The sequence below is a fragment of the Salinicola sp. CR57 genome (assembly GCF_003206585.1).
Lineage (GTDB): Bacteria > Pseudomonadota > Gammaproteobacteria > Pseudomonadales > Halomonadaceae > Salinicola > Salinicola lusitanus.
On the sequence record NZ_PZJL01000015.1, the window covers coordinates 106,793 to 130,099 of the forward strand.

A 23,307-nucleotide genomic window follows, 5' to 3' on the forward strand; every position below is an offset into this window, starting at 1 on the left:
TCGCCGCCGGGAGAGTGACATGCAGTTCGTCGATGAAACCTCGATCACCGTCGAAGCTGGCAGGGGCGGCAACGGCTGTCTCAGCTTCCGGCGCGAAAAGTACGTGCCCAAGGGCGGCCCCGATGGTGGCGACGGCGGCCATGGCGGCAATGTATACCTGATCGGCGACGAGTCGCTGAACACCCTGATCGACTTCAAGTTCCAGCGCTTCTACAAGGCCCAGAGCGGCCAGCAGGGGCAGGGGCGCCAGATGAGCGGCAAGGCCGGCGACGATCTGCACGTCAAGGTGCCGGTGGGCACCACGGTGATCGACGAGGACACTCTCGAAGTGATTGCCGACGTGACCGCCGAGGGTCAGGTCGTGCTGGTGGCCCAGGGTGGGCGCCGAGGGCTTGGCAATATCCATTTCAAGTCCTCGACCAATCGCTCGCCGCGCCGGACCACGCCGGGCACCGATGGCGAGAGGCGCAAGCTGCGCCTGGAGATGAAGGTGATGGCCGACGTGGGGTTGCTGGGGCTGCCCAACGCCGGCAAGTCCACACTGATCCGGGCGGTCTCCGCGGCCAAGCCGAAGGTGGCCAACTACCCCTTCACCACGCTGGTGCCCAATCTGGGAGTGGTCAAGCTCGGCACGCATGAGCACTTCGTGATGGCGGACGTGCCCGGGCTGATCGAAGGGGCCTCGGATGGCGCCGGGCTCGGGCTGCGCTTTCTCAAGCACCTAACCCGCACGCGACTGCTGCTGCATGTGGTCGATGCCGCGCCGTTCGACGAGTCCGATCCGGTGACGGCGGTCGAGGCGATCGCCCGGGAGCTGTCGCAGTTCTCGCCGACGCTGGCCGAGCTGCCGCGCTGGCTGGTGATCAACAAGCTCGACTTGCTGCCGGCGGAGGATCGTGAGGCGCGGGTGGCGGACATCGTTTCGCGGCTCGACTGGCAGGGGCCGGTGTTCCGGATTTCGGCGATCTCCAGCGAAGGCACGGACGACCTGGTGCAGTCGGCGCACCGTTGGCTTACCGAACAGCGACAGCTGGAAAACGATGACGAAGAGGCCGCGGAGCGCGAGCGCGAGATGCGCCGACGCATGGAGGCCGAGTCGGTGGAGCGGGTGGAGGCGCACCAGACCCGTCTGCGCGTCAAGCGCGGTGAAGTCGTCGAGGAGTTCGACGATGACGACGACGACCACGATGTCGAAGTGGAATATACGCGTTGAACCCACCGTGGGTCATGTCGGACGGAGATTGAGATGGCGGCGGATGAACGCATGGGGCGCGGTGTCCTCGAGGGCGCGCGGCGGGTCGTGGTCAAGATCGGCAGCGCCTTGCTGACCAACGATGGGCGCGGGCTCGACGATGCGGCCATTGGTGGTTGGGTCGACCAGATGGCAGAGCTGCATCGGCGCGGTGTCGAGGTCGTGCTGGTTTCGTCCGGCTCCATCGCCGAGGGCATGGTGCGGCTGGGGTGGCACGTGCGGCCGACGGCCGTGCACGAGCTGCAGGCTGCCGCCGCTGTCGGCCAGAGCGGGCTGTCCCAGTGCTACGAAACGCACTTCGCCCGCCACGATCTGCGCAGTGCCCAGGTATTGCTGACCCACGACGATCTTTCTAACCGCAAGCGCTACCTCAATGCGCGCTCGGCGCTGCGCACCCTGGTGCAGCTCGGCGTGATCCCGGTGATCAACGAGAACGATACCGTGGTGACCGACGAGATCCGCTTTGGCGACAACGATACCCTGGGGGCACTGGTGGCCAATCTGCTCGAGGCCGATGCGCTGCTGATCCTGACCGACCAGGAGGGCCTGTTCGATGCCGATCCGCGCCACAACGCCGATGCCAGACTGATCGACGAAGCCCGGGCGGACGATCCCAGCCTCGATGCGGTCGCCGGTGGTGGGGGTGTGCTGGGCCGAGGCGGCATGGCGACCAAGTTGCGAGCGGCCCGGCTGGCGGCCCGTTCCGGTGCGGTCACTGCGATCGCCAGCGGGCGCCAGGCGGTGGTGCTGAACCGGCTGCTCGAGGGCGAGTCGCTGGGGACGCTACTGTATCCGGATCACGCGCCGCTGGCGGCTCGCAAGCGCTGGCTTGCGGGACAGCTGCAGGTGCGCGGTACGCTGACCTTGGATGCCGGCGCGGTCAAGGTGCTGCGTGGCCAGGGGTCGAGCCTGTTGCCGGTGGGTGTCAAGCAGGTCGAGGGCACCTTTCGACGTGGCGACATGGTGGTGTGTGTCGACGAGCGGGGCGCGCGAGTGGCCAAAGGCTTGGTCAATTACTCGAGCGCCGATGCTGCTCGGCTCGTTGGGCAGCCCAGTCAGCGCATCGCCGAAATCCTGGGCTACATGGAGGCGCCGGAGCTGATCCATCGAGACAATCTGGTGGTGATCTGAAACGATCCGGATGCACCAGTTGCTGCTGGATACCCCGTGGGTCCTGTGATAGAATCCCGCATCCTCTCAGACATGGCCCGTTAAGACTGCCTAAACGCAGTCGAAAATGGCCCCAAGCGTTGCTCGGGAGCCATTGAACATTCGGCCGAATCATTCAGGGTTGCCTGAAGCGGTTTCGAGGCTGTCCTGGGTGATTTAACTTACAGAATTAACTGTCAACATCTCCAAGGAGTCGACGGTGGCGAATACCAAGCAGGCGCGTAAGCGCGCACGTCAGGCGGAAGACCGCCGCAAGCTCAACGCAAGTCAGCGTTCCATGGTTCGTACCTATATCAAGCGTGTGATCAAGGCTATCCAGTCTGGCGATCAGGCGCAGGCGAACACCGAGTTCAAGGCCGCTCAGCCGGTCATCGATCGCATCGCCGACAAGGACGCCATGTCCAAGAAGAAGGCCGCGCGTATCAAGAGTCGCCTGAACAAGCGAATTAAGGCGCTGGCTGCCTGAGCCGGACGCGCTTGACGAAAAACCGGCTTCGGCCGGTTTTTTTGTGGCCTGCCATCCATGGCTGCCACCCTGCGGGCTGTCGCTGCGCGACGCCAAGAGCCGCTCCCGGCGATTTTTTGTGGCTGCCTTTCGTGGCACGGGCATCGAGGTCACGATATCGAAGCCAGGGTCTCGGTAGCACCGGCTCGAGATCGCCATGGGAGCAGCGCAGCGGGCGATGAGGGATTTCCTGAAGTGAGCGACGGCGCGGCATGAGCGAACAGCACGGACCTGCGGACGGTACGACGGACAAGGCGACGGTGGCCGACGCGGTGGCGGCGGGAACCGCGACCCCGGTCTCTCGCCGCGGGCTGCTGCGCTCCGGTATGGTCGTCAGCACGATGACGCTGCTGTCGCGCGTGCTCGGCCTGGCGAGAGATGTGGTGATCGCCGCATTGCTGGGTGCCGGTAGCGGGGCGGACGCGTTTTTCGTGGCGTTCAAGATTCCCAACTTCATGCGTCGCCTGTTCGCCGAAGGGGCATTCAACCAGGCTTTCGTGCCGGTGCTCTCGGAGTACGCCACCCAGCGCACCCGGGCCGAGGTTCGCGAACTGCTCGATGCGGTCTCCGGCAGCCTCAGCGTGGTGCTGGCGCTGATCACGGCGCTGGCCATCGCTGCCGCGCCATGGCTGGTATGGATCTTCGCGCCCGGCTTCAAGGCGGACCCCGGCAAACTGGCACTGACCGCCGACATGCTGCGGCTGACCTTTCCCTATCTGCTGCTGATCTCGTTGACGGCCTTTGCGGGTAGCGTGCTCAACACCTGGGAGCGCTTCGCGATACCCGCCTTCACGCCGGTGCTGCTCAATGTCTGCATGATCGGCGCGGCGGTCTGGCTGACGCCCTGGATGGACGACCCGGCCATGGGCCTGGCCTGGGGGGTATTGATCGCCGGCGCGGCCCAGTTGCTGTTCCAGCTTCCGTTCCTGGCCCGGCTGGGGCTGATGCCACGGCCGCGGGCGCGGTTCCGGCACCCTGGCGTCCGGCGCATTCTGCGGTTGATGACCCCGGCATTGTTCGGCGTTTCCGTCTCGCAGATCAACCTGCTGCTGGATACGGTGCTGGCATCGTTTCTGGTCTCCGGCAGTGTCTCCTGGCTCTACTACTCCGATCGGCTGGTGGAGTTGCCGCTAGGCGTGTTCGGGATCGCCATCGCCACGGTGATTTTGCCGGCGCTCTCCAAGCGCCATGCCGACGAATCCCGGGAACATTTCGCACGCATGCTGGACTGGGCGTTGCGGATGGTGCTGCTGATCGGGCTGCCGGCCGCGCTGGCGCTGATACTGCTGGCCGAACCGTTGCTGGTCAGCCTGTTCCACTACGGCGCGATGACCGATCACGATGTGGTCATGGCCGCGCGCAGCCTGCGGGCCTATGCACTGGGGCTGCTGGCGTTCATGCTGATCAAGGTGTTGGCGCCGGGCTATTTTGCGCGCCAGGACACCAAGACGCCGGTCAAGATCGGCATCGTGGCGATGTTCGCCAACATGGTGATGAACCTGGCGTTCATCGTGCCGTTGGCGCACGCCGGGTTGGCGCTCGCCACGGCACTGTCGGCGTTTCTCAATGCCGGGCTGCTGGGATTGGGACTACGCCGTCAGGGTGTGTTGAAGTTTCAGCCCGGCTGGGGGCGCTACGCCATTCAGGTCGTCGGCGGCTGCCTGTTAATGGGCGCCGCGCTTTGGTGGCTGTCGCCGGAGTGGCACACCTGGGTGACCTGGAGCGCGCTGCATCGCGCCGTGATGCTGACGGCATTGGTGATCGGCGGATCGGTGATCTATTTTGGCTGGCTGGCGCTCAGCGGCGTCCGTCTGAGAGACTTCCGCCTGCACGGCTGATAGGGGAAGGGGCCTTGTTTATACTGACGCTTTTCGAGGCAGCGACGCGGTTCGCGTCGAAACGGGAACAGACTCCATGGAACTGATCCGAGGCCTGCACAATTTGCCCCCCGGAAGCCCTGATCCGCAGGGTCAGGTGGCGCGTGGCTGCGTGGCGACCATCGGCAACTTCGATGGCGTGCATCTTGGACATCAGGCCATTCTCGAGCAGCTGCAGACGCTGTCCCGGTCGCAGAAGCTGCCGGTCACGGTGGTGATCTTCGAGCCACAGCCGCGCGAGTATTTCGCCGGCGACCAGGCGCCGCCGCGACTGACCCGGTTGCGCGACAAGGTGGCGTTGCTCAAGGCCCACGGCGCCGACCGGATCCTGTGCCTGCCGTTCAACGATGCCTTGCGCAGCCTCACTGCCCGGCAGTTCATCGAGCGGGTGTTGATCGACGGTCTGCAGGTGAAGCATCTGGTGGTGGGCGACGATTTCCGTTTCGGCTGCGACCGAGCCGGCGACTTCACGCTACTGCAGGCTGTCGGGCGAGAGCGCGGCTTTGCCGTCGAGCATACCCGAACCTTCGCCCTCGACGACGAGCGCGTCTCGAGCACTCGGGTACGTACGCTGCTGGCCAGCGGCAATTTCTTCCAGGCCGCGCGGATGCTGGGCCGACCTTACGGTTATCAGGGGCGGGTCGTCCGCGACCGCCAGTTGGGCCGCACGATCGGCGTGCCCACCGCCAACATCCCGCTGACCCGGCGGCCCATGGCGCTGCGCGGCGTGTTCGCCTGCGCGACCCGACTGGCGAATGGGGAGTGGGTCGCGGGCGCGGCCAACATCGGCTGGCGTCCCACCGTGGGCGCCGATCAGCCGATGCTGGAGGTGCATCTGCTGGATCGCGAGCTCGACCTTTATGGCGAGACGCTCACCGTCGTTCCCTGCGCCCGGTTGCGCGGCGAAGCCAAGTTCGACCAATTCGACGCCCTGGTCGCGCAGATCCATCGCGATCTCGACAACACTCGCCGCTATTTTGCGCGGCCGGAACTACAGTCGGGCTCGTTGGCTCCCGAGCCGGGGCCGGCGGAGATCGAGGCCGCAGCCGGTGGACTCTGCGCCGCCTCGTTGCCTCAGGCACGGTTTCCGCTCGCCTCGGCACCGTTGCCACCCGAACCGTCGAATCCCGGCGGGGCCGCGCACGCCGCGCCCAACGACGCCGACGGCGACTGAACAGCTTGAACGTCACGAATACCGCTTGGGCCTCGCGGATAGCGTCCTGAGCGGCACGAATATAGCCTCGAGCGCCACGATACCAACCTCGAGTGCCACGACATCAGCCCTGAGCGGACCGAAAAAGCCATGAGCGACTACAAGCACACGCTGAATCTGCCCTCGACCGACTTTCCTATGCGCGGCAATCTGCCGGCGCGGGAGCCGGGCCGAATCGCGCAGTGGAACGACATGAACCTCTACGCCAAGCTGCGTGAGGCACGTCGGGGGCGCGAGCGCTTCGTGCTCCACGACGGTCCTCCCTACGCCAACGGCAGCATTCACATCGGTCATGCGGTCAACAAGCTGCTCAAGGACTTCATCGTCAGGTCGAAGAGCCTGGCCGGCTTCGACGCCCCCTACGTACCCGGCTGGGACTGCCACGGCCTGCCCATCGAGCACAAGGTCGAGACCACCCACGGCAAGCACCTGCCGGCGGACGAGGCCCGGGCGCTGTGCCGCGAGTACGCGGCCGCCCAGGTCGAGGTGCAGAAGGAAGGCTTCGTGCGCCTCGGCGTCCAGGGCGACTGGGACAACCCCTACCTGACCATGAGTTTCGCCAACGAGGCGGGCGAAATTCGTGCCCTGGCCGAGATGGTCAAGGGTGGCTACGTGTTCAAGGGGCTCAAGCCGGTCAACTGGTGCTTCGATTGCGGCTCGGCGCTGGCCGAAGCCGAGGTCGAGTATCAGGACAAGCAGTCCGATGCGATCGATGTCGCCTTTCCGGCGGTCGACGATGCCGGGCTGGCGGCAGCGTTCGGGCTGGATTCGCTGGCCAAGCCGGCGGCGGCGGTGATCTGGACCACCACGCCATGGACGATTCCCGCCAACCAGGCGATGAACGTACACCCCGAGTTCGTCTACGCCCTGGTCGATACCGGCGAGCGTCTGCTGCTGCTGGCCGAGGACCTGGTCGAATCGAGCCTGGAACGTTTCGGCCTGAGCGGCGAGATCATCGCCACCGCCCCGGGCGAACGTCTCGAGCGCATCGCTTTCCGGCATCCGCTGGCGGCACTGGAGAGCGGCTACGACCGGCTCTCGCCGATCTATCTGGCCGACTACGTCGAGCTGGGCGCCGGTACCGGCATCGTTCACTCGGCACCGGCCTACGGCGAGGATGACTTCCACTCCTGCCGCCGTTACGGCATGAGCTTCGACGAAATCCTCAACCCGGTGCAGAGCAACGGCGTCTACGCCGAGACACTGCCGCTGTTCGGCGGCCAGATGATCTGGAAGGCGAATCCGCAGATCGTCGCCAAGCTGGAAGAGGCCGGGGCGCTGATGGCCCACGACAGGATCACCCACAGCTACATGCACTGCTGGCGTCACAAGACGCCGGTCATCTACCGGGCCACGGCCCAGTGGTTCGTGGGTATGGATCTCGAGGGTGCCGATGGCCGCACGCTGCGCGACAAGGCGCTGGCGGGGGTGGACGCCACCGGTTTCATCCCCGGATGGGGGCAGGCGCGGCTGCACGCGATGATCGCCAATCGCCCCGACTGGTGCATCTCGCGGCAGCGCAACTGGGGCGTGCCGATCCCGTTCTTTATCGACAAGGCGAGTGGCGAGCTGCATCCGCGCACCGTCGAGCTGATGGAAACCGTCGCCGAACATGTCGAGCGCGACGGTATCGAGGCCTGGTTCAAGCTCGACCCGCGCGAGCTGCTGGGCGACGAGGCCGACCAGTACGAGAAAGTAACCGATACCCTCGACGTCTGGTTCGATTCCGGCACTACCCACTGGCACGTGCTGCGCGGCTCCCACGCGCTCGGCCACGAGCAAGGGCCCCGGGCCGATCTCTACCTCGAAGGCTCGGACCAGCATCGCGGCTGGTTTCATTCGTCGCTGCTGACCGGTTGCGCCATCGATGGCCATCCGCCCTACAAGGCGCTGCTGACTCACGGTTTCACCGTGGACGAGAAGGGCCGCAAGATGTCCAAGTCGCTGGGCAACGTGGTCGCGCCGCAGCAGGTGATGGACAAGCTGGGTGCCGATATCCTGCGCCTATGGGTCGCCTCCACCGACTACTCCGGCGAGATGGCGGTCTCCGACGAGATCCTCAAGCGCACCGCCGATGTCTATCGCCGAATCCGCAATACCTCGCGCTTTCTGCTCGGCAACCTGACCGGGTTCGATCCCGCCACCGACGCCGTCGCCTTCGACGACATGCTGGCGCTGGATCGCTGGGCGGTGGGTCGCGCGGCCGAACTGCAGGCACGCATTCAGCAGGCCTATGGCGACTACCGGTTCCGTGACGTCTATCAGCAGGTTCACGACTTCTGCGCCCGCGACATGGGCGGGTTCTATCTGGACATCATCAAGGATCGCCAGTACACCACCCAGCCCGATTCGCTGGCGCGGCGCAGCTGCCAGACGGCGCTCTATCATATCGTCGAGGCGCTGGCGCGCTGGATCGCGCCGATCCTCTCGTTCACCGCCGAGGAGATCTACGAGAACATCCCCGGGGCGCGTGGCGAGAGCGTGCATCTCGAGACCTATTACGACGGGCTGAGCCAACTGCCTGAAAATGCCGAGATGGGGCGGCAGTTCTGGGAACAGGTGATCGCGGTCAAGCAGGCGGTCAACAAACAGCTCGAGGATGCGCGCAACGAGGGCGTGATCAAGGGCGCCTTGGACAGCGAGGTGACGCTCTACGTCGAAGACGCGCTGCACGCGCTGCTGTCCCGTTTCGAGGACGAACTGCGTTTCGTGCTGATCACTTCCGAAGCCACGCTGAAGCCGTTGACGGCAGCGGGCGATGCCAAGTCCACCGAGCTGGAGGGACTCAAGGTCGCGGTACGCATGAGTCCGTACGAGAAGGACGAGCGCAGCTGGGAGCGGCGGCCGGATGTCGGCGCCAGTCCCGAGCACCCGACGCTGTCGGCGCGCTCCATCGCCAACCTGCCGGATGGCCCGGGAGAGGTACGCCGCTTTGCCTGATTCCGCTTCTCACCCCGCCACCGATCGAATGCATCGCCCGCTGCGCTGGCTGTGGCTATCGCTGGTGGTCATCGTGCTCGATCTCGGCATCAAGGCGCTGGCTTCGGCGCATCTCGATTACGGTCGGCCACTGGAAGTGCTGCCGATCTTCAACCTGACGCTGCTGCACAACACCGGCGCCGCCTTCAGCTTCCTGGCCGAGCACGCCGGCTGGCAGCGCTGGCTGTTCGCGCTGATCGCGATCGGCGCCAGCGTGGGGCTGACGGTGTGGCTCTCGCGACTCAAGCGCGGCGAGACGCTGACCGCGATCTCGCTGACCCTGGTGATCGGCGGCGCCATCGGCAATCTCTACGATCGCCTGGTGCATGGCTACGTGGTCGACTATCTGTCGTTTCACTGGGGCGGCTGGTACTACCCGGCGTTCAACCTGGCCGACACGGCGATCACGCTGGGAGCGGTCGGCCTGATCCTGCAGTCGCTGCTCGATTCGCGTCGACCGAAGGTCTCTCACGCCGCCGACGACAAGACTGCTTCGACGGATAAATCTTCGACTGACAAATCTTCTTCGACAGGAGGTGACTCATGAGCGAGAACGGCCACCCGCACGATCACGACTACCGCGTCGGCGAAGGCATGGAAGTCACGCTCCACTTCACGGTGAAACTCGAGGACGGCGAAGTGGTGGACTCGACCCGGGACAAGCAGCCGGCGACGTTTCAGCTCGGCGACGGCAACCTGCCGCCGGGCTTCGAAGCGCCGCTCAAGGGCATGGCGGCGAACGACACCGGTGCCTTCGAGATCTCCCCCGAACACGCCTTTGGCCAGCACAACCCGCAGAACGTGCAGCGCCTCTCCCGTGACGCTTTCGAGGAGGCCGTGGAACCCGGTACGGTGATGTCGTTCGCCGATGCCGCCGGTGGCGAACTGCCCGGCGTGATCGCCCGCGTCGACGACCGCCATGTCGAAGTCGACTTCAATCATCCGCTGGCAGGGCGTACCCTGACCTTCGAGGTGGAAATCCTGGACGTGAAACCCGCCACGACTCATTGAGCCCGGGTCGGTTTTTCACCACGACATCCGAGCGTATCAAGCGAGGTCATTATGCAAATCAAGCTGGCCAATCCCCGCGGCTTCTGCGCCGGCGTCGATCGTGCCATCGACATCGTCAATCGCGCGCTCGATGTCTTCGGACCGCCCATTTACGTGCGTCACGAGGTGGTCCACAACCGCTTCGTGGTGGACTCGCTGCGTGAGCGGGGAGCGATCTTCGTCGAGGAGCTCGATGAAATCCCCGATGACGTCATCGTGATCTTCTCGGCCCACGGCGTGTCGCGGGCGGTGCAGCAGGAGGCCGAGCGGCGCGGGCTCAAGATCTTCGATGCCACCTGCCCGCTGGTGACCAAGGTGCACATGGAAGTGCTGCGCTACGCCAAGCGCGGCCAGGAGTGCATCCTGATCGGCCACGCCGGCCATCCGGAGGTCGAAGGTACCATGGGGCGCTACGACGAGAGTCATGGCGGCGCGATCTATCTCGTCGAGGACGAGGAAGACGTCGCCAGGCTACCGGTACGCGACCCCTCGCGGCTGGCGTTCGTCACCCAGACCACGTTGTCGATGGATGACACCGCCAGGGTGATCGATGCTCTGCGCGAGCACTTCCCCGAGATCCAGGGGCCGCGCAAGGACGATATCTGCTACGCCACCCAGAATCGCCAGGACGCGGTCCGCGAGCTGGCCGCCGACTCGGACCTGGTGCTGGTGGTGGGCAGCGTCAACAGCTCCAACTCCAACCGGTTGCGCGAACTGTCCGAGCGCGTCGGTACGCCGGCCTATCTGATCGATGATGCCGAACAGATCGATCCCGCCTGGCTTGCGGGAGTCGGCACCATCGGCATCACCGCCGGTGCCAGCGCGCCGGAGGTTCTGGTTGCGGGGGTCATCGACAAGCTCAGGGCGCATGGCGCCAGCGTGCCGGAGGAACTCTCCGGCCGCGCCGAAACCATCACCTTCTCCATGCCGCGGGAGCTGCGCGAACAGGTCATCGTCAGCGAGGCGTGATCCGCGCTAAATCTTCTTAGCTTCGAGCCGATATAGGGTAAACAAATGTAACCAGTCGCGTAGTGGCGCTGGTTGCCGAACCCTTGTCGGCCATCCTTTCCGGTGGCCGCGCAATCGCCGCGGAGTCTCGCGTGTCCGCCAATCCGCCCCACCGTCTCACTGTCGAGCCGCGTTCGGTCTCGATGCGATCAAGCGTTCGCCTCGGTGGACGCGAGCGTGGGGTCACGCTGATCGAATCCTTGATTGCGCTACTCGTGCTGAGCATTGCGCTGCTTGGCGTGGGCGCGTTGCAACTCATGACCCAGCGGGACGAGATCGAGGCGCGCTGGCGTTCGGCAGCCGTCGCCATGAGCGGCAATCTGATCGAGCAGTTGCGAACGGACCGGGTGGCATCGGAGGGAATAGGAATCCGCGATGGCGCCCCCGTTGGCTGCTCGGGGCCCAATCAGTGGCTATGTGACCTGATCACCGTCTGGTTATCTTCATTGGGCGATCAACTTCCCCATGCTGCAGCGCAGTTGAAAATCCTGAAGCTGGACGGTGACCTCTTGAAGGCCGATCTCTCCATCGCCTGGCGCCGTCTGCCCGACGACGACGCTCAGGTGACGTGCCGCCCGCAGGATGCCGACTTCTCGGTGGCGGCCGACGGCGGCTGCCTGCGCCTGGAGACGATACTGTGAGCCGCGTCCTGGCATCTCTCCCGGCCCGCCAGCGTGGTGTCAGTCTGGTCGAGTTGATGGTCGCGATGCTGATCGGCCTGATGTTGGTACTCATGGTGACCAGCTACACCATGTCCAGTCGCAGAAGCTATCAGACTTCCGTGGCCAACCAGGATGTTCAGGATGCTCGGCGGTTCGCGCTGAGCGTGATTCAGCAGCAGATCTGGCTGTCCGGCTACAGCGATCGCTGGGAGGATCTGAGCCTGCTGTTCCCCAGCTACACGCCGGCGGAAGACAAGCAGATACCCGCCTTTGCCGCCGGCCAGCTGGCCGCTGCCGACTCGGATGACGAAATATGGGTTCGTTATCGGGCCGCCGAGCTGAGCGGCCAGCCGCTGACCCACTGCGACGGTACCTCTTTTCCGTCTTCCGACGGCAGCGACGCCGATTCGATTGCCGTCACGGGCCTTTATCTGGATGGCCACACGTTGCGCTGCCTGGTCTCGCTCTCCGGTGGCGAAATGCATCGTTCGCTGCCTCTGCTCAACGATGTGGAGGCGATGCGCTGGGAATATCTCGATGACTCCAATGCGTTCCAGTCGCGGGAGCACGTCAACTGGACCACGGTCAGGGCGGTCAGGCTGGCGCTGATCCTTGCGTCGGCGGAGTCGACCGGCGAGCGCTACGTTCAGAGTTTCCCGTGGGGAGAAGGGACCGTCAGTTTCGAAGATGGCCGCGCGCGCACACGCCTGGAGACGACCATTGCACTTCGCAATCTTCCGGAGACCGCTCAGTGATGCCTGGCAATCAACGTGGCGCCGCCCTGCTGGTGACGCTCGTGATGGTGGCGTTGGTGTCGATGCTCGCACTGGCAGTCAGCGATTCGACGCGTGTCCAGCAACAGCTCTCGGCGAACGAGGCGGCACGCCAGATGGCGTTCCAGGCCGCGGAGGCAGGACTGCGCTCCGCCGAGGTCGCCATCGAGAATAGCGGGGACCTGGGACTGTTCTGCAATGCGGGAGGGGAGCGCTACAGCATCACGACGCTGGATGGCCTAGATGATGACACTCACTGGCAATCATTGGAGCGTACGGGAGCCGTCGCCAACTTTACGCTCTACAGCAGCGATAGCGGCGGTTTCATGACCGCGCCCCGCTACATGATCGGCTGCGTCGCGCCAGCGTTGGTGGACGGCTATCAGGAGGTCGATCCGGCGGTCAAAGGACAGGCGGAAGAGGATCCAGAGCAGCGTTACTTCTTCCGGGTGTTCAGCATCGGGTTCGGCCCGGGCGGTCGAGCGATCCAGCGCCTGGAGGCTCGCTATGTCTATTAAGGGCTGGGTGTTGGGCGGCCTGCTGATGGCAGCCGCGACCCAGGGGTGGGCGGCGGACGATGTGCCCCATTATCCGCCATTGAGCGCCCAGGCCGATACGTCGCCACGCAGCATGCTGGTGCTCTCCAATGACCACAACTGGTATTCGAAAGCCTACACCGATTGGTCCGACCTCGATGGCGACGGGGCGATCGATTCCACCTACCGCCCCGACATCGAATACTACGGCTATTTCGATAGCCGTGGCTGCTATGACTACGACACTCACCTTGACGGTGGGGCATTCAGACGCATCGGTAATGCTGGAAACGGAAACGGAAACGGAAACGGAAACGGAAACGGAAACGGAAACGGAAACGGAAACGGAAAGCCAGGCGATGACGAATTCAGTTGCAGCGGGAATAAATCCTGGAGTGGAAATCTGCTCAACTGGGCGACAATGACGCGGATCGATATCATTCGAAAGGCGCTGTATGGCGGCAAGAGACACCGAGACAGTGCGACAGAAACGACGGTGCTGGAGCGCGCGTTTCTGCCGATGGATTCCCATAGCTTCAGTAAAATCATTTCCGACCCGAATATCATCAACAAGAACACGCCCTTCAATGGCGCCAGCGCCGTCACATTCTGCAATACGACGTATCATCCACGACAAAATATATATTCTGGCAGCGTGAACGATCCCCCGCTGATTCGCGTTGCCACCGGCAACGAGAGCGGCAGCAAGGTAGGCTGGCCCAAATGGGCGAGTACCGAACAGTGGCAGTGCCCATGGCGAGGTGAGCGCCAGAATTGGGGGGATTTCCCTTACAGGTTATCCCGAGGATCTGAGGAGTATCGCGCCAGGGTCGAAGTCTGTGCCGCCGCTGATGAGAGTGAAAACTGTACCGCCTATCCAGACTCTGCCTACCCGAAGCCCACGGGTTTGCTGCATGACTATGCCAGCGATATCGAGTTCGGTCTGTTTACGGGCTCTTACGAGAACAACAAGCAAGGCGGCGTGTTAAGAGCCAATTTCAGCGGTTTCGGGAGCGAGTTCAGCGCTGCCACCGGCGTGTTCGCAGATGACTATAGCGGTATCGTCAGCAACCTCGATGCGCTGAAGATAGCGAAATACAGCTATCAGGACAGCAACTACAACGCAAGTTCGGGCGATAATTGCCCCTGGGGGCGAGGCTCTTTCAATAATGGCAGTTGCTCCAACTGGGGGAACCCATTTGGCGAGATTGCCCTTGAGGCGCTGCGCTATATAGGTGGAGAGACATCGGCAACGGAGAGGTTCTCTGTCGGAACCGGTCGTGTCGAGACCAGCTATATTCCGGGGCTGACATCACCTGCCTGGGACAACGATCTCTCCGGCAAGTGGTGTGCCGCACACTCGTTGCTGCTGGTCAATGCCAGCGAAATCTCCTTCGATAACGACGATCTGGGGGCTCCCGGTTCGTCACCGGTTTCGGCCGGCCAGATCCGGACCCAGACCAATGCCGTCGGCGCGGCCGAGGGCATTTCCGGGGACTACTTCATTGGCCAGACCCCCGCCAGCGCCGGCACGGACAGTGACAAGTTCTGCACGGCCAAGACGCTCTCCGGGCTCAGCGATGCGAAGGGGCTCTGCCCTAATGCCCCGGGCCTGGAGGGCGGCTACAGCGTGGCCGGGCTGGCGCGTTTCGCCCACCACGATACCGTCATTCGCGGCCCCGAGGGGAACGATGGCCAGCCGATCGATACCTATGCCGTGCAACTCGCGTCCAACGTCCCGCTTGTATCGATACCTATCGGTGCCGGCAAGTCCGTTTCCCTGATTCCCGCCTGTTCCAACACCACGGCGGGAGGCAAGTGCGCGATCGTCAACTTCCTCGTCGAATCGCAGGCGGCCGACGGCTCGAGCGGTAGCTTCCTGATTGACTGGGAAGATTCGGAGTTCGGTGGAGATTACGATTTCGATGCGGAAGTACGCCTGAGCTACGTGCTCTCGAACGAGCGTCTCTCGATCACCACCAGCGTGACCCGCGCCGCGGCGTCTCACAAGCTCGGCCTCGGCTATATTCTCAGCGGCACCAGTGGGCGCTACGGTACCGGGGAGAGCGCCGACCGGATCGTGGTTCAGCAGAGCGACGGCTTCAACGTCCACACCGGAATCAATAACTACACCAACAGCTATCCCGGATCGCTCTGTCCGCCGAGCGACCCATGTAACGGTAGCCCGGCGACGACGGCCACCTACCGGGTCGCGGGCAACACGGGACAGGAGCTCGAGACACCACTGTATTACGCCGCTAAGTACGGCAACGATAGCCGCCGCGAAGACGGATCTCCCGGCGCCTACTTCGAGGTCAACCGTATCGGTGAGCTGGCGGACACGTTGCGCGAACTGCTGGATCAGGTGCTGGAGAACACCAATCGCACAGGAGCGGGCGTCACCATCGGCCATGACGGCGACGTCGAGGACTATGTCTTCCAGACGCTCTACAACAATCAATACAGCTGGTCCGGCGATCTCCAGGCAGTGAAGCTCGGGAAGGATGGCGTCATCAGCAGTGTGTGGAGCGCCCGCAACCAGCTACCCCTGCCAGGCAATCGCCAGATCATTACCCATGATTCCGACACGGGGGCGGGGATCCCCTTCACGACGACTGCATTCGAGGGCGCCGGCGTCGACATGACCCAGCGGCTGCAGAATGTGGTCGGGTACATCCGCGGCGACACCGAAAACGAGCAGCGCAACGGGGGCGGTCTGCGTGACCGGCTCTGGTTGAACGGCCGCGAAAGCGCCAGGCTGGGCGACTTCATTGGCTCGCGGCCGTATCTCGTCGGCGTGCCCAATACCTACTACGTGCCGGATGAGGGCGACACGAGCTATGCCGAATTCCGGACTGCTCAACGCACGCGGGCCCAGATGCTCTACGTGGGTGGCAATGACGGCATGCTCCACGGCTTCGATGCGGCCACCGGGGTTGAGCGCGTTGCGTATGTGCCCGGGCTCGTGCTCGAGCAGTTGCCCGAGCTCGCCGATCCCGATTACCGGCATCGCTATTATGTCGACGGCAGTCCGACGGTGCTGGATGCCCGCCATGGCGAGGCGGGCACCGGTGCCTGGTTTTCGCTGCTGACGAGCGGCCTGGGGTCGGGCGGCAAGGGCCTGTTCGCCCTCGACGTGACCGATCCGGCTCGCTTCAGTGAGTCGAATGCCAGCGCGCTCGCACTCTGGGAATATGACCCCGCCGATGACGCTGCCGTGTTCGGGGAGGATGACCAGCAACTGGGTTACATCTACAACCAACCCAGTGTTGTGCGGATGGAGAATGGGCGATTCGCCGTGGTGGTCGGCAATGGCTATGCCAGTGAGGCTGGCAAGGCCAGTCTCTACATTCTTTTCGTCGATGGTGGCGCTGGGGGCGACTGGTCGAGTTCGGATGTCGTTCGGTTGACACCGAGCGCGGCCGACAACAGCGGTGATAACGGCATGATGACCGTCTCCCTGTTGGACCGCGATGAAGATGGTCGCGTCGATCTGGCCTACGGCGCCGACCTGCAAGGGAATATCTGGCGCTTCGACCTCTCCTCTTCTGATCCGGCTGGCTGGGAAGATAGCGTCCATCGGCTTTTCAGCGGCGTCAGAGCGGGCGAGCGCCAGGTCATCACTTCGACACTGGAGGTCGGTAGACATCCGGATGGCGGGCTGATGGTGCTGTTCGGCACTGGCGGCGGGGAGAACTACGGTTTGCCTACCACTCAGGACCGCGGGGCCTCCGACAGCTTCTACGCGGTGAGGGACTTCGTGGGCGGCGTCGCCAGAAGTGACACGCTGACACGTGCCGATCTGGCCGGGCGCGCTTTCCACCAGACGACGCTCGACGATCAGGACGCCTCTTCCCCCATGGTGCGATATCTCGATGACGTCGACACCAGCCGCTATCCGGAAAACGGTTGGTATCTCGATCTAGCGGACACCGAGAGGGTCGTCGATGGCCCCTCGCTACGCGGCAACCGGATTCTGTTCTCATCGTTGATTCCGGGCTATGGCGTCTGCGGTGCGGAGGATGCCGGCTACCTCTATGAGTTGAATGCCTGGTACGGCTCGGCCTTTCCGACGCCGGTGCTGGATGTCAACGGTGACGGCAAGGTCGACGACCAGGACAGCTACTATCCATCGTCGAATGACTCCACCCGCTATGTGCCGATCGCTATCGCGACCAATGGCGCGATCTTTACCCCGAGAGTGATGCTCGACGATGACGGTGGCCAGGAAACCAAAGTGAGCGCCGGCACCAATGGCGCGTTGACGAAGATTGCCGAGACCCCGCTCAACAGCATGCAGCTCGGCCGAGTGACCTGGCGCAGACTGGAGTGACGGATGAATAAACTATTGCGTGCCCGCGGCTTTACCCTGATCGAGCTGATGATCGCGGTCGCGATCGTCGGGATTCTGGCGGCCATCGCCATCCCGAACTATCTCCGCTATGTCGAGCGGGCGCAGGCGCGGGATGCCCAGGCGGCGATGCAGGCTCTGGCGCTGAACCTGGAGCGGCGCTACTCGCAGACCTACCGCTATGGGGAGGAGTCCGGCGATGCCGTCTCTCCCTCGACATTGGGCCTCTCTCCCAGTCAGTCCCCGGAAAGTGGCACCGCCCGATATGGCCTGGTCGTGGAGATCGACGACGGCGGCCAGCGCTATTTGATCACTGCCAGTCGCGCGGATGGCCGCACCAGTGGAGCGTGCGACATCATGAGTCTGGACAGCCAGGGGAGTCGCGCGCCGGCGCCCGGCAGTTGCGATTGAGCCTGGCCCGTCAGGTCTAGTTCTCGTCTTTCACTGCCTTGGCAGCGATCGTGTCGAGCCGAATACGGGCAAAGTGCACGACGATCCTGTGGCCTCCCCCGGCCGCAGCCGGGTTGGTGAGGGTGAAGGTCCCGAACTGTCGCCCCCGGGTAAATCCCAGCGGCGTGTATCCCATGCCCTTGGCAAAGCTGTTGGCGGTAATGCTGACCTGATTCCCGTTGGGGCGACTCACCGCGAGCATGCGCTCGTCATCGTCAGGCTGGCCGTTACCATTGCCATCGATGAACAGCAGTAAGGTATCGTCCCACTGGCCATTGTTGCTGCAGGTCACCCCGTCCTCGGTCGGGCAGAGCCAGGTCGGCTGCCCGCTGGTGGCGGCTTCCTGTCTTGCCCTTCTTATCAACTGCCATACCCGTTCCACTTCCTTGTCCAGCGTCATGCGGGCGCTCAGGTTCGCCAGGCCGGGCGCGGCCCAGCTCGCCAGAATGCCGAGAATGACCACGCAGATCATCAGCTCGATGAGTGTGAAGCCTCGCTGCTGCCGCCTCGTCAACGGATGATCGGTGCCGGGTTGCAGGGATGAAGCTCGAGAGACCATTGCGGCGTCCGGGTTCTGGACGAATGATAGAATCGTCCTTTTGTCAGGATATCGACACCATGCAGGATTTCTTGATCGTGGGCGGCGGTGTCATCGGCATGATGACGGCGCTGCAACTGGCCGATGCCGGCCATTCGGTGGCGTTGGTCGAGCGTGGCCAGTGTGGCCGTGAGGCTTCCTGGGCGGGCGGCGGTATCGTTTCGCCGCTCTACCCGTGGCGTTACTCGAAAGCGATATCGGCCCTTTCCAGCTGGTCCGAGGGGCGCTACCCCGAGCTGGCCGGGCGGCTGTTCGAGGAGACGGGCATCGACCCGGAGTATCGCCAGAAGGGGTTGCTCTACCTGCGCGTCGACGACGCCGACCGAGCCCTGCGCTGGGCGCGGGACGTGGCCAAGCCGCTGGCCACGATCGGCGCCGAGGAGCTCTACGCCAGAGAGCCCAATGCGGCGCCAGGCTTCGATGACGCGTTGTGGATGCCGACGCTTGGCAGCATCCGCAATCCGCGCCTGGTCAAGGCGCTGCGGGCGCGGCTCGAGCGCATGACGCAGGTCGAGATCCATGAGCGGTGCGAGGTAGCCGGCCTTGTCCGGCGCGGATCGGTGATCGAGGGGGTGGAGACGTCCGCCGGGGCGATTCGTGCCGGTCAGACGATCATCTGCGGGGGGGCCTGGTCGCGGGGGCTGCTGGCGGATATCGGGGTCGAGTTGGCCGTGCGTCCGGTCAAGGGGCAGATGATCCTTTTCAAGGCGCCGGCGGGGCTGGTCGAGCGGGTCGTGCTCAAGGATGGCCGCTACGTGATCCCGCGGGGGGACGGCCGCGTGCTGGCCGGCTCCACGCTGGAAGAGGTCGGCTTCGACAAGCAGACCACATCGGCAGCCCTCGAGTCGCTCCATGCCAGCGCCCTGTCGATCATCCCGCAGTTGGCCCGGTGTCCGGTCGAGCAGCAGTGGGCGGGGCTGCGTCCCGGCTCACCGGATGGCGTGCCGACGATCGGTGCGGTGCCTGGCTTCGACGGTCTGCACGTCAATGCAGGCCATTATCGCAACGGATTGGTGCTGGCGCCGGCAGCCACGCGGTTGCTGGTCGATCAGCTGATCGGCTGCGAGCCGATCGTCGATCCTGCCCCGTACCGGCTGATCTGAGGCGCTGTTTTGCCTCTGTACCCGGCATGCGCGAAAATGGATGACGGCCACCGAGGCGCTTGAGCGCCGCATCTGTCTGGAGACGAGTTTACCCATGCAAGACCTGACCCTGGTGATGGCGCAACTGGACCCGATGGTGGGCGATATCGCCGGTAATACCGCGGCGGCCATCGAGGCGGTGCGTGAGGCACGCATCGAGCATGGCGCGGATGTGGTTGTCTTCAGCGAACTGTTCCTGACCGGTTATCCGCCGGAGGATCTGCTGCTGCGCGAGGCGATGGAGTCGCGACTGCAGGACGCCCTGGCAGAGATGGCGCGCAAGATCGACAAGATCGCGCCGCAGACCCTCGTCATCATCGGCTATCCGGGCGTTCGCGACGGCCGACGTCACAACCTGGCCGGGGTGCTGCTGAGCGGTGAGTGGCGCGGCGAATATGCCAAGCAGGCGCTGCCCAATTACCAGGTGTTCGACGAGGATCGTTACTTCGAGCCGGGACACGAACCCCTGATCGTCGAGCACAAGGGGGCGAAGCTCGGGATTCTGATCTGCGAGGACCTGTGGGATGGCGCGCCGGTGCGTCAATCCGCAGAGGCTGGTGCCGATATTCTGGTGACCCTCAACGCCTCGCCGTTCCATCTCGACAAACCCGCCGAGCGGGAGCGGCTGTTCGCCGAGCGCGCGCGCGAAGTGGAGAAGCCGCTGGTCTACGTCAACGCCATCGGCGGCCAGGACGAACTGGTGTTCGACGGCGGCTCGCTGGTGCTGGACGCCACCGGGGAGGTCGCCGTGCGGGCGCCGTTCTGGCAGGTCGGGCTGATGCCGGTGCGCTTCAGCCGGGATGCCATGGGCTGGGAGCCGCAAGAGGGCGAGCGTGAGCCACTGCTAGGCGCCGAGGAGAATCTCTACTGCGCGCTGGTCACCGGCCTTCGCGACTACGTCAACAAGAGCGGTTTCAAGGGCGTGGTGATGGGGCTCTCCGGCGGTATCGACTCGTCGTTGTCGCTGGCCATTGCCGTCGATGCGCTGGGCCCGGATCGGGTCCACGCGGTGATGATGCCGTATCACTATACCGCCGAGATCTCCCAGGCCGATGCCGCCGAACAGGCCAGGATGCTCGGCGTCGGCTACGAGGTGATGCCGATCGCGCCGATGGTCGAGGCCTTCACCACGACGCTGGCCGAGAGCTTCAGCGGGCTGGCGGCGGATACCACCGAAGAGAACCTGCAGTCCCGCGTGCGCGGCGTGCTGCTGATGGCGATCTCCAACAAGAAAGGGCTGATGGTCCAGACCACCGGCAACAAGAGCGAGATGGCGGTGGGCTATGCCACCCTCTATGGCGATATGGTCGGCGGCTACAATGCGCTCAAGGATGTCTACAAGACCTGGGTCTATCGGCTGGCCAACTGGCGCAACGCCCAGGAGCCGGCGATTCCCGAGCGGGTCATCAGCCGCCCGCCCTCGGCCGAGCTGGCGCCGGATCAGCAGGACAGCGACTCGCTGCCGGGCTACGACGTGCTGGATGCGATTCTCGAACGCTATATCGAAGGCGACATGAGCGCGGAAGCGATCATCGAGGCGGGATTCGAGCGCGACGACGTCTATCAGGTGGTCAAGCTGGTCGACCGTAACGAATACAAGCGCCGCCAGGCGCCGGTCGGCGTGCGTGTCACGCTCAGAGGGTTCGGGCGCGACCGCCGCTATCCCATCGTCAACGGCTGGAAGCCGGGAAACTAGGCTACGGGCTACGCCGATTTCGGGGCGCTAAACAGCAGCTACGAAAAGCGCCAGCGANNGCTGGCGCTTTTCTTTGTAGATCGCAATCTGGGCCACGTAGCTCGTAGCTTTACCCTTTGGCCGTCAGCGGCGGGTCGACATTGACGTGCTTGGGCACGAAGGTATCGCCGTCGAGCTGGCTATTGTCCGGATCGTTCTCGATCAGCGTCTGCAGCACGGTTTCGGCGCGGTCACGCATCTTCAATCCCAGGTAGCCCTCCACCATCACCGCCAGGGCGTCGCGGGTGGCGGTGGACTTGGGATAGTGCTCGATCACCCAGCGGCCGCGCTCGACGGCCGCGACATAGGCCCCTTTGCGCAGATAGAAGTCGGCCACCTGCAGCTCATGGCGCGCCATCACGTTGCGCAGGTAGATGATGCGCTGACGGGCATCCGGGGCATAGGCGCTGTCGGGAAAGCGGCGCACCAGTTCGCCGAAGTCGACGTAGGCGTCACGTGAGGCACCCAGGTCACGCTTGGAGATGTCGATCAACTCCATGCTCTCGAGGCTGAAGCGACCTGCCTGATAGGCGCCGAGACCGCGCATGTAGTAGGCGTAGTCGACCTGCGGATGATCCGGATGGAGGCGAATGAAGCGACTGGCGGCGGCGCGAGTCTTTTCCCAGTCCTCGACTCGATAGTAGGCGTAGATCAGTTCGAGTTGCGCCTGTTCGGCATAGCGGCCGAAGGGGAATCGGGTATCCAGCGCTTCCAGCTGCGTTACCGCGGTACTGTAACGGCCGGCATCGAGGGAGCTCTGGGCTTGCTGGTAAAGATCCTGCTCCTGCAGGTCGGGGGCAGGCTCATTGCTGGCACAGCCAGCGAGCAGTGCGCCTGCCAGCAACAGGGCGGCCAGAGCGGAACATCGCGCAGAAAATCGCATCATCATCCTCGTATCAACCATTCCTTGGCGGCCGTGCTAGAATCCGCCGAATTCGACTCACTATAAAGCAAACCCTTGTACCGACGAAACGCGCCGACGAAACGCAGCGGCGACACGTACCGGCGAAACGGAACCGATCCTCACGTATGGCTGACATCCTCAAGCGCGATGAGCGTGTACCCGAGCATCTGGCAGGGCGACGTCTCGACCAGACCGCAGCCGAAATGTTCCCCGAATTCTCGCGAGAGCGCCTCAAGAGCTGGATTCAGCAGGGCGAGTTGACGGTCGACGGAGAGAAGGCACGGCCCAAGGATAAGGTGATCGGCGGCGAGCGGCTAGCACTCGACACCCGGCTCGAGGAAGAGACCCGCTGGGAGCCTCAGGAGATTCCGCTGTCGATCGTGTTCGAGGACGAGGACGTCATGGTGATCGACAAGCCTGCCGGGCTGGTCGTGCATCCCGCCGCCGGCAATCCCGATGGCACGCTGCTCAATGCACTGCTGCATCACCATGCCCCATTGGCGGCGATCCCACGGGCGGGTATCGTTCATCGTCTCGACAAGGACACGACCGGGTTGATGATGGTGGCGAAGACGCTGACGGCGCAGACCGCGCTGGTGGCTCAGTTGCAGGCGCGGACGGTGTCGCGGGAGTACGATGCCATCGTGGTGGGCGCGATGACCGCCGGCGGCAAGGTGGATGCGCCGATTGGGCGTCACCCCAAGGATCGTCAGCGTCAGGCGGTGATCGCCTCGGGCAAGCCGGCGGTCACGCACTATCGCGTCAACGAGCGCTTTCGCGCGCATACTCACGTTCGCTGCCGGCTCGAGACCGGTCGGACGCATCAGATCCGGGTGCACATGGCGCACGTTCGCTACCCGCTGATCGGCGACCCGGTCTACGGGGGAAGGCTCAAGTTGCCGGCCGGGGCGGGCGACTCGCTGAAAACGCTGCTCAGGACGTTTCCGCGCCAGGCCCTGCATGCGCATAAATTGCGCTTCGACCACCCCGTCAACGGGGCGCCGATCGAGTGCAAGGCACCGCTGCCCGACGACATGTTTCTGCTGCTGGATGCACTGCGTGAGGATCAGGAGGCCGATTGATACATTCATCCTCGTGTTCG

Annotated in this window: 19 protein-coding genes; 17 read left to right on the forward strand and 2 right to left on the reverse strand. The window is 64.2% G+C overall.

All coding sequences use genetic code 11. From position 1 onward, the window contains the following. Nucleotides 1-19 precede the first annotated feature (19 nt). From obgE to DOM56_RS19110, 14 genes are all read left to right on the forward strand, one after another. The gene (gene obgE / locus DOM56_RS19040; RefSeq protein ID WP_110710538.1) at nt 20-1,213 is read left to right on the forward strand and encodes a GTPase ObgE; all 1,194 of its coding nucleotides are present in this window, start codon (nt 20-22) and stop codon (nt 1,211-1,213) included. A 33-nt stretch (nt 1,214-1,246) separates the two neighbouring features. Beyond that, nucleotides 1,247-2,383 carry a glutamate 5-kinase gene (proB, locus tag DOM56_RS19045; protein ID WP_110710539.1) on the forward strand — a complete coding sequence of 379 codons (1,137 nt, stop codon included), beginning with the start codon at nt 1,247-1,249 and terminating at the stop codon, nt 2,381-2,383. Nucleotides 2,384-2,621: 238 nt separating this feature from the next. Beyond that, nucleotides 2,622-2,888, forward strand: coding sequence for a 30S ribosomal protein S20 (rpsT, locus tag DOM56_RS19050; protein WP_110603393.1), 267 nt, complete (start codon nt 2,622-2,624; stop codon nt 2,886-2,888). Between the two features lie 251 nt (nt 2,889-3,139). Continuing rightward, nucleotides 3,140-4,765 carry a murein biosynthesis integral membrane protein MurJ gene (gene murJ, locus DOM56_RS19055; protein ID WP_110710540.1) on the forward strand — a complete coding sequence of 542 codons (1,626 nt, stop codon included), beginning with the start codon at nt 3,140-3,142 and terminating at the stop codon, nt 4,763-4,765. Between the two features lie 76 nt (nt 4,766-4,841). After that, nucleotides 4,842-5,978: a bifunctional riboflavin kinase/FAD synthetase gene (gene ribF / locus DOM56_RS19060; protein WP_110710541.1), complete on the forward strand. Its 1,137-nt coding sequence runs from the start codon at nt 4,842-4,844 to the stop codon at nt 5,976-5,978. Nucleotides 5,979-6,107: 129 nt separating this feature from the next. Next, the gene (gene ileS, locus DOM56_RS19065) at nt 6,108-8,957 is read left to right on the forward strand and encodes an isoleucine--tRNA ligase (RefSeq protein ID WP_110710542.1); all 2,850 of its coding nucleotides are present in this window, start codon (nt 6,108-6,110) and stop codon (nt 8,955-8,957) included. A gap of 28 nt (nt 8,958-8,985) precedes the next feature. Beyond that, nucleotides 8,986-9,543: a signal peptidase II gene (lspA, locus tag DOM56_RS19070; protein WP_110710543.1), complete on the forward strand. Its 558-nt coding sequence runs from the start codon at nt 8,986-8,988 to the stop codon at nt 9,541-9,543. Beyond that, a complete protein-coding gene (fkpB, locus tag DOM56_RS19075; RefSeq protein WP_110603402.1) occupies nt 9,540-10,007 on the forward strand; it encodes an FKBP-type peptidyl-prolyl cis-trans isomerase in 468 nt (155 codons plus the stop codon). The genes lspA and fkpB overlap by 4 nt, the downstream gene beginning before the upstream one ends. A gap of 51 nt (nt 10,008-10,058) precedes the next feature. Then, nucleotides 10,059-11,015, forward strand: a complete 957-nt coding sequence (ispH, locus tag DOM56_RS19080) for a 4-hydroxy-3-methylbut-2-enyl diphosphate reductase (protein ID WP_110710544.1) — start codon at nt 10,059-10,061, stop codon at nt 11,013-11,015. Between the two features lie 131 nt (nt 11,016-11,146). Beyond that, nucleotides 11,147-11,695 carry a prepilin-type N-terminal cleavage/methylation domain-containing protein gene (locus tag DOM56_RS19085; protein ID WP_110603406.1) on the forward strand — a complete coding sequence of 183 codons (549 nt, stop codon included), beginning with the start codon at nt 11,147-11,149 and terminating at the stop codon, nt 11,693-11,695. Beyond that, nucleotides 11,692-12,471, forward strand: coding sequence for a PilW family protein (locus tag DOM56_RS19090; protein ID WP_157958289.1), 780 nt, complete (start codon nt 11,692-11,694; stop codon nt 12,469-12,471). Before DOM56_RS19085 ends, DOM56_RS19090 begins: the two co-directional genes overlap by 4 nt. After that, nucleotides 12,471-13,007, forward strand: coding sequence for a PilX N-terminal domain-containing pilus assembly protein (locus DOM56_RS19095; RefSeq protein ID WP_110710546.1), 537 nt, complete (start codon nt 12,471-12,473; stop codon nt 13,005-13,007). Before DOM56_RS19090 ends, DOM56_RS19095 begins: the two co-directional genes overlap by 1 nt. 925 nt (nt 13,008-13,932) lie before the next feature. After that, nucleotides 13,933-17,358 (forward strand): PilC/PilY family type IV pilus protein, encoded by a 3,426-nt coding sequence (locus DOM56_RS19105; protein WP_198655844.1) that lies wholly within the window; start codon nt 13,933-13,935, stop codon nt 17,356-17,358. Between the two features lie 3 nt (nt 17,359-17,361). Continuing rightward, entirely contained in the window at nt 17,362-17,787 is a 426-nt protein-coding gene (locus DOM56_RS19110) for a type IV pilin protein (protein WP_110710559.1), read from the forward strand. A 16-nt stretch (nt 17,788-17,803) separates the two neighbouring features. Here the strand turns inward: DOM56_RS19110 and DOM56_RS19115 are convergent, their stop codons facing one another. Further along, nucleotides 17,804-18,385 carry a GspH/FimT family pseudopilin gene (locus DOM56_RS19115; RefSeq protein ID WP_110710549.1) on the reverse strand — a complete coding sequence of 194 codons (582 nt, stop codon included), beginning with the start codon at nt 18,383-18,385 and terminating at the stop codon, nt 17,804-17,806. Between the two features lie 59 nt (nt 18,386-18,444). Here DOM56_RS19115 and thiO point away from each other — a divergent pair, with 59 nt between their 5' ends. Further along, complete coding sequence (gene thiO / locus DOM56_RS19120) at nt 18,445-19,527, forward strand: glycine oxidase ThiO (protein ID WP_110710550.1); 1,083 nt, start codon at nt 18,445-18,447, stop codon at nt 19,525-19,527. A gap of 94 nt (nt 19,528-19,621) precedes the next feature. Further along, a complete protein-coding gene (locus tag DOM56_RS19125) occupies nt 19,622-21,262 on the forward strand; it encodes an NAD+ synthase (RefSeq protein WP_110710551.1) in 1,641 nt (546 codons plus the stop codon). Nucleotides 21,263-21,371: 109 nt separating this feature from the next. On the opposite strand, the gene DOM56_RS19130 is transcribed toward DOM56_RS19125, so the two are convergent. Next, complete coding sequence (locus DOM56_RS19130) at nt 21,372-22,184, reverse strand: outer membrane protein assembly factor BamD (protein ID WP_110603437.1); 813 nt, start codon at nt 22,182-22,184, stop codon at nt 21,372-21,374. A 146-nt stretch (nt 22,185-22,330) separates the two neighbouring features. On the opposite strand from DOM56_RS19130, the gene rluD reads away from it, so the two are divergent. After that, nucleotides 22,331-23,287: a 23S rRNA pseudouridine(1911/1915/1917) synthase RluD gene (gene rluD, locus DOM56_RS19135; RefSeq protein ID WP_110710552.1), complete on the forward strand. Its 957-nt coding sequence runs from the start codon at nt 22,331-22,333 to the stop codon at nt 23,285-23,287. The last annotated feature ends 20 nt before the right edge of the window (nt 23,288-23,307 follow it).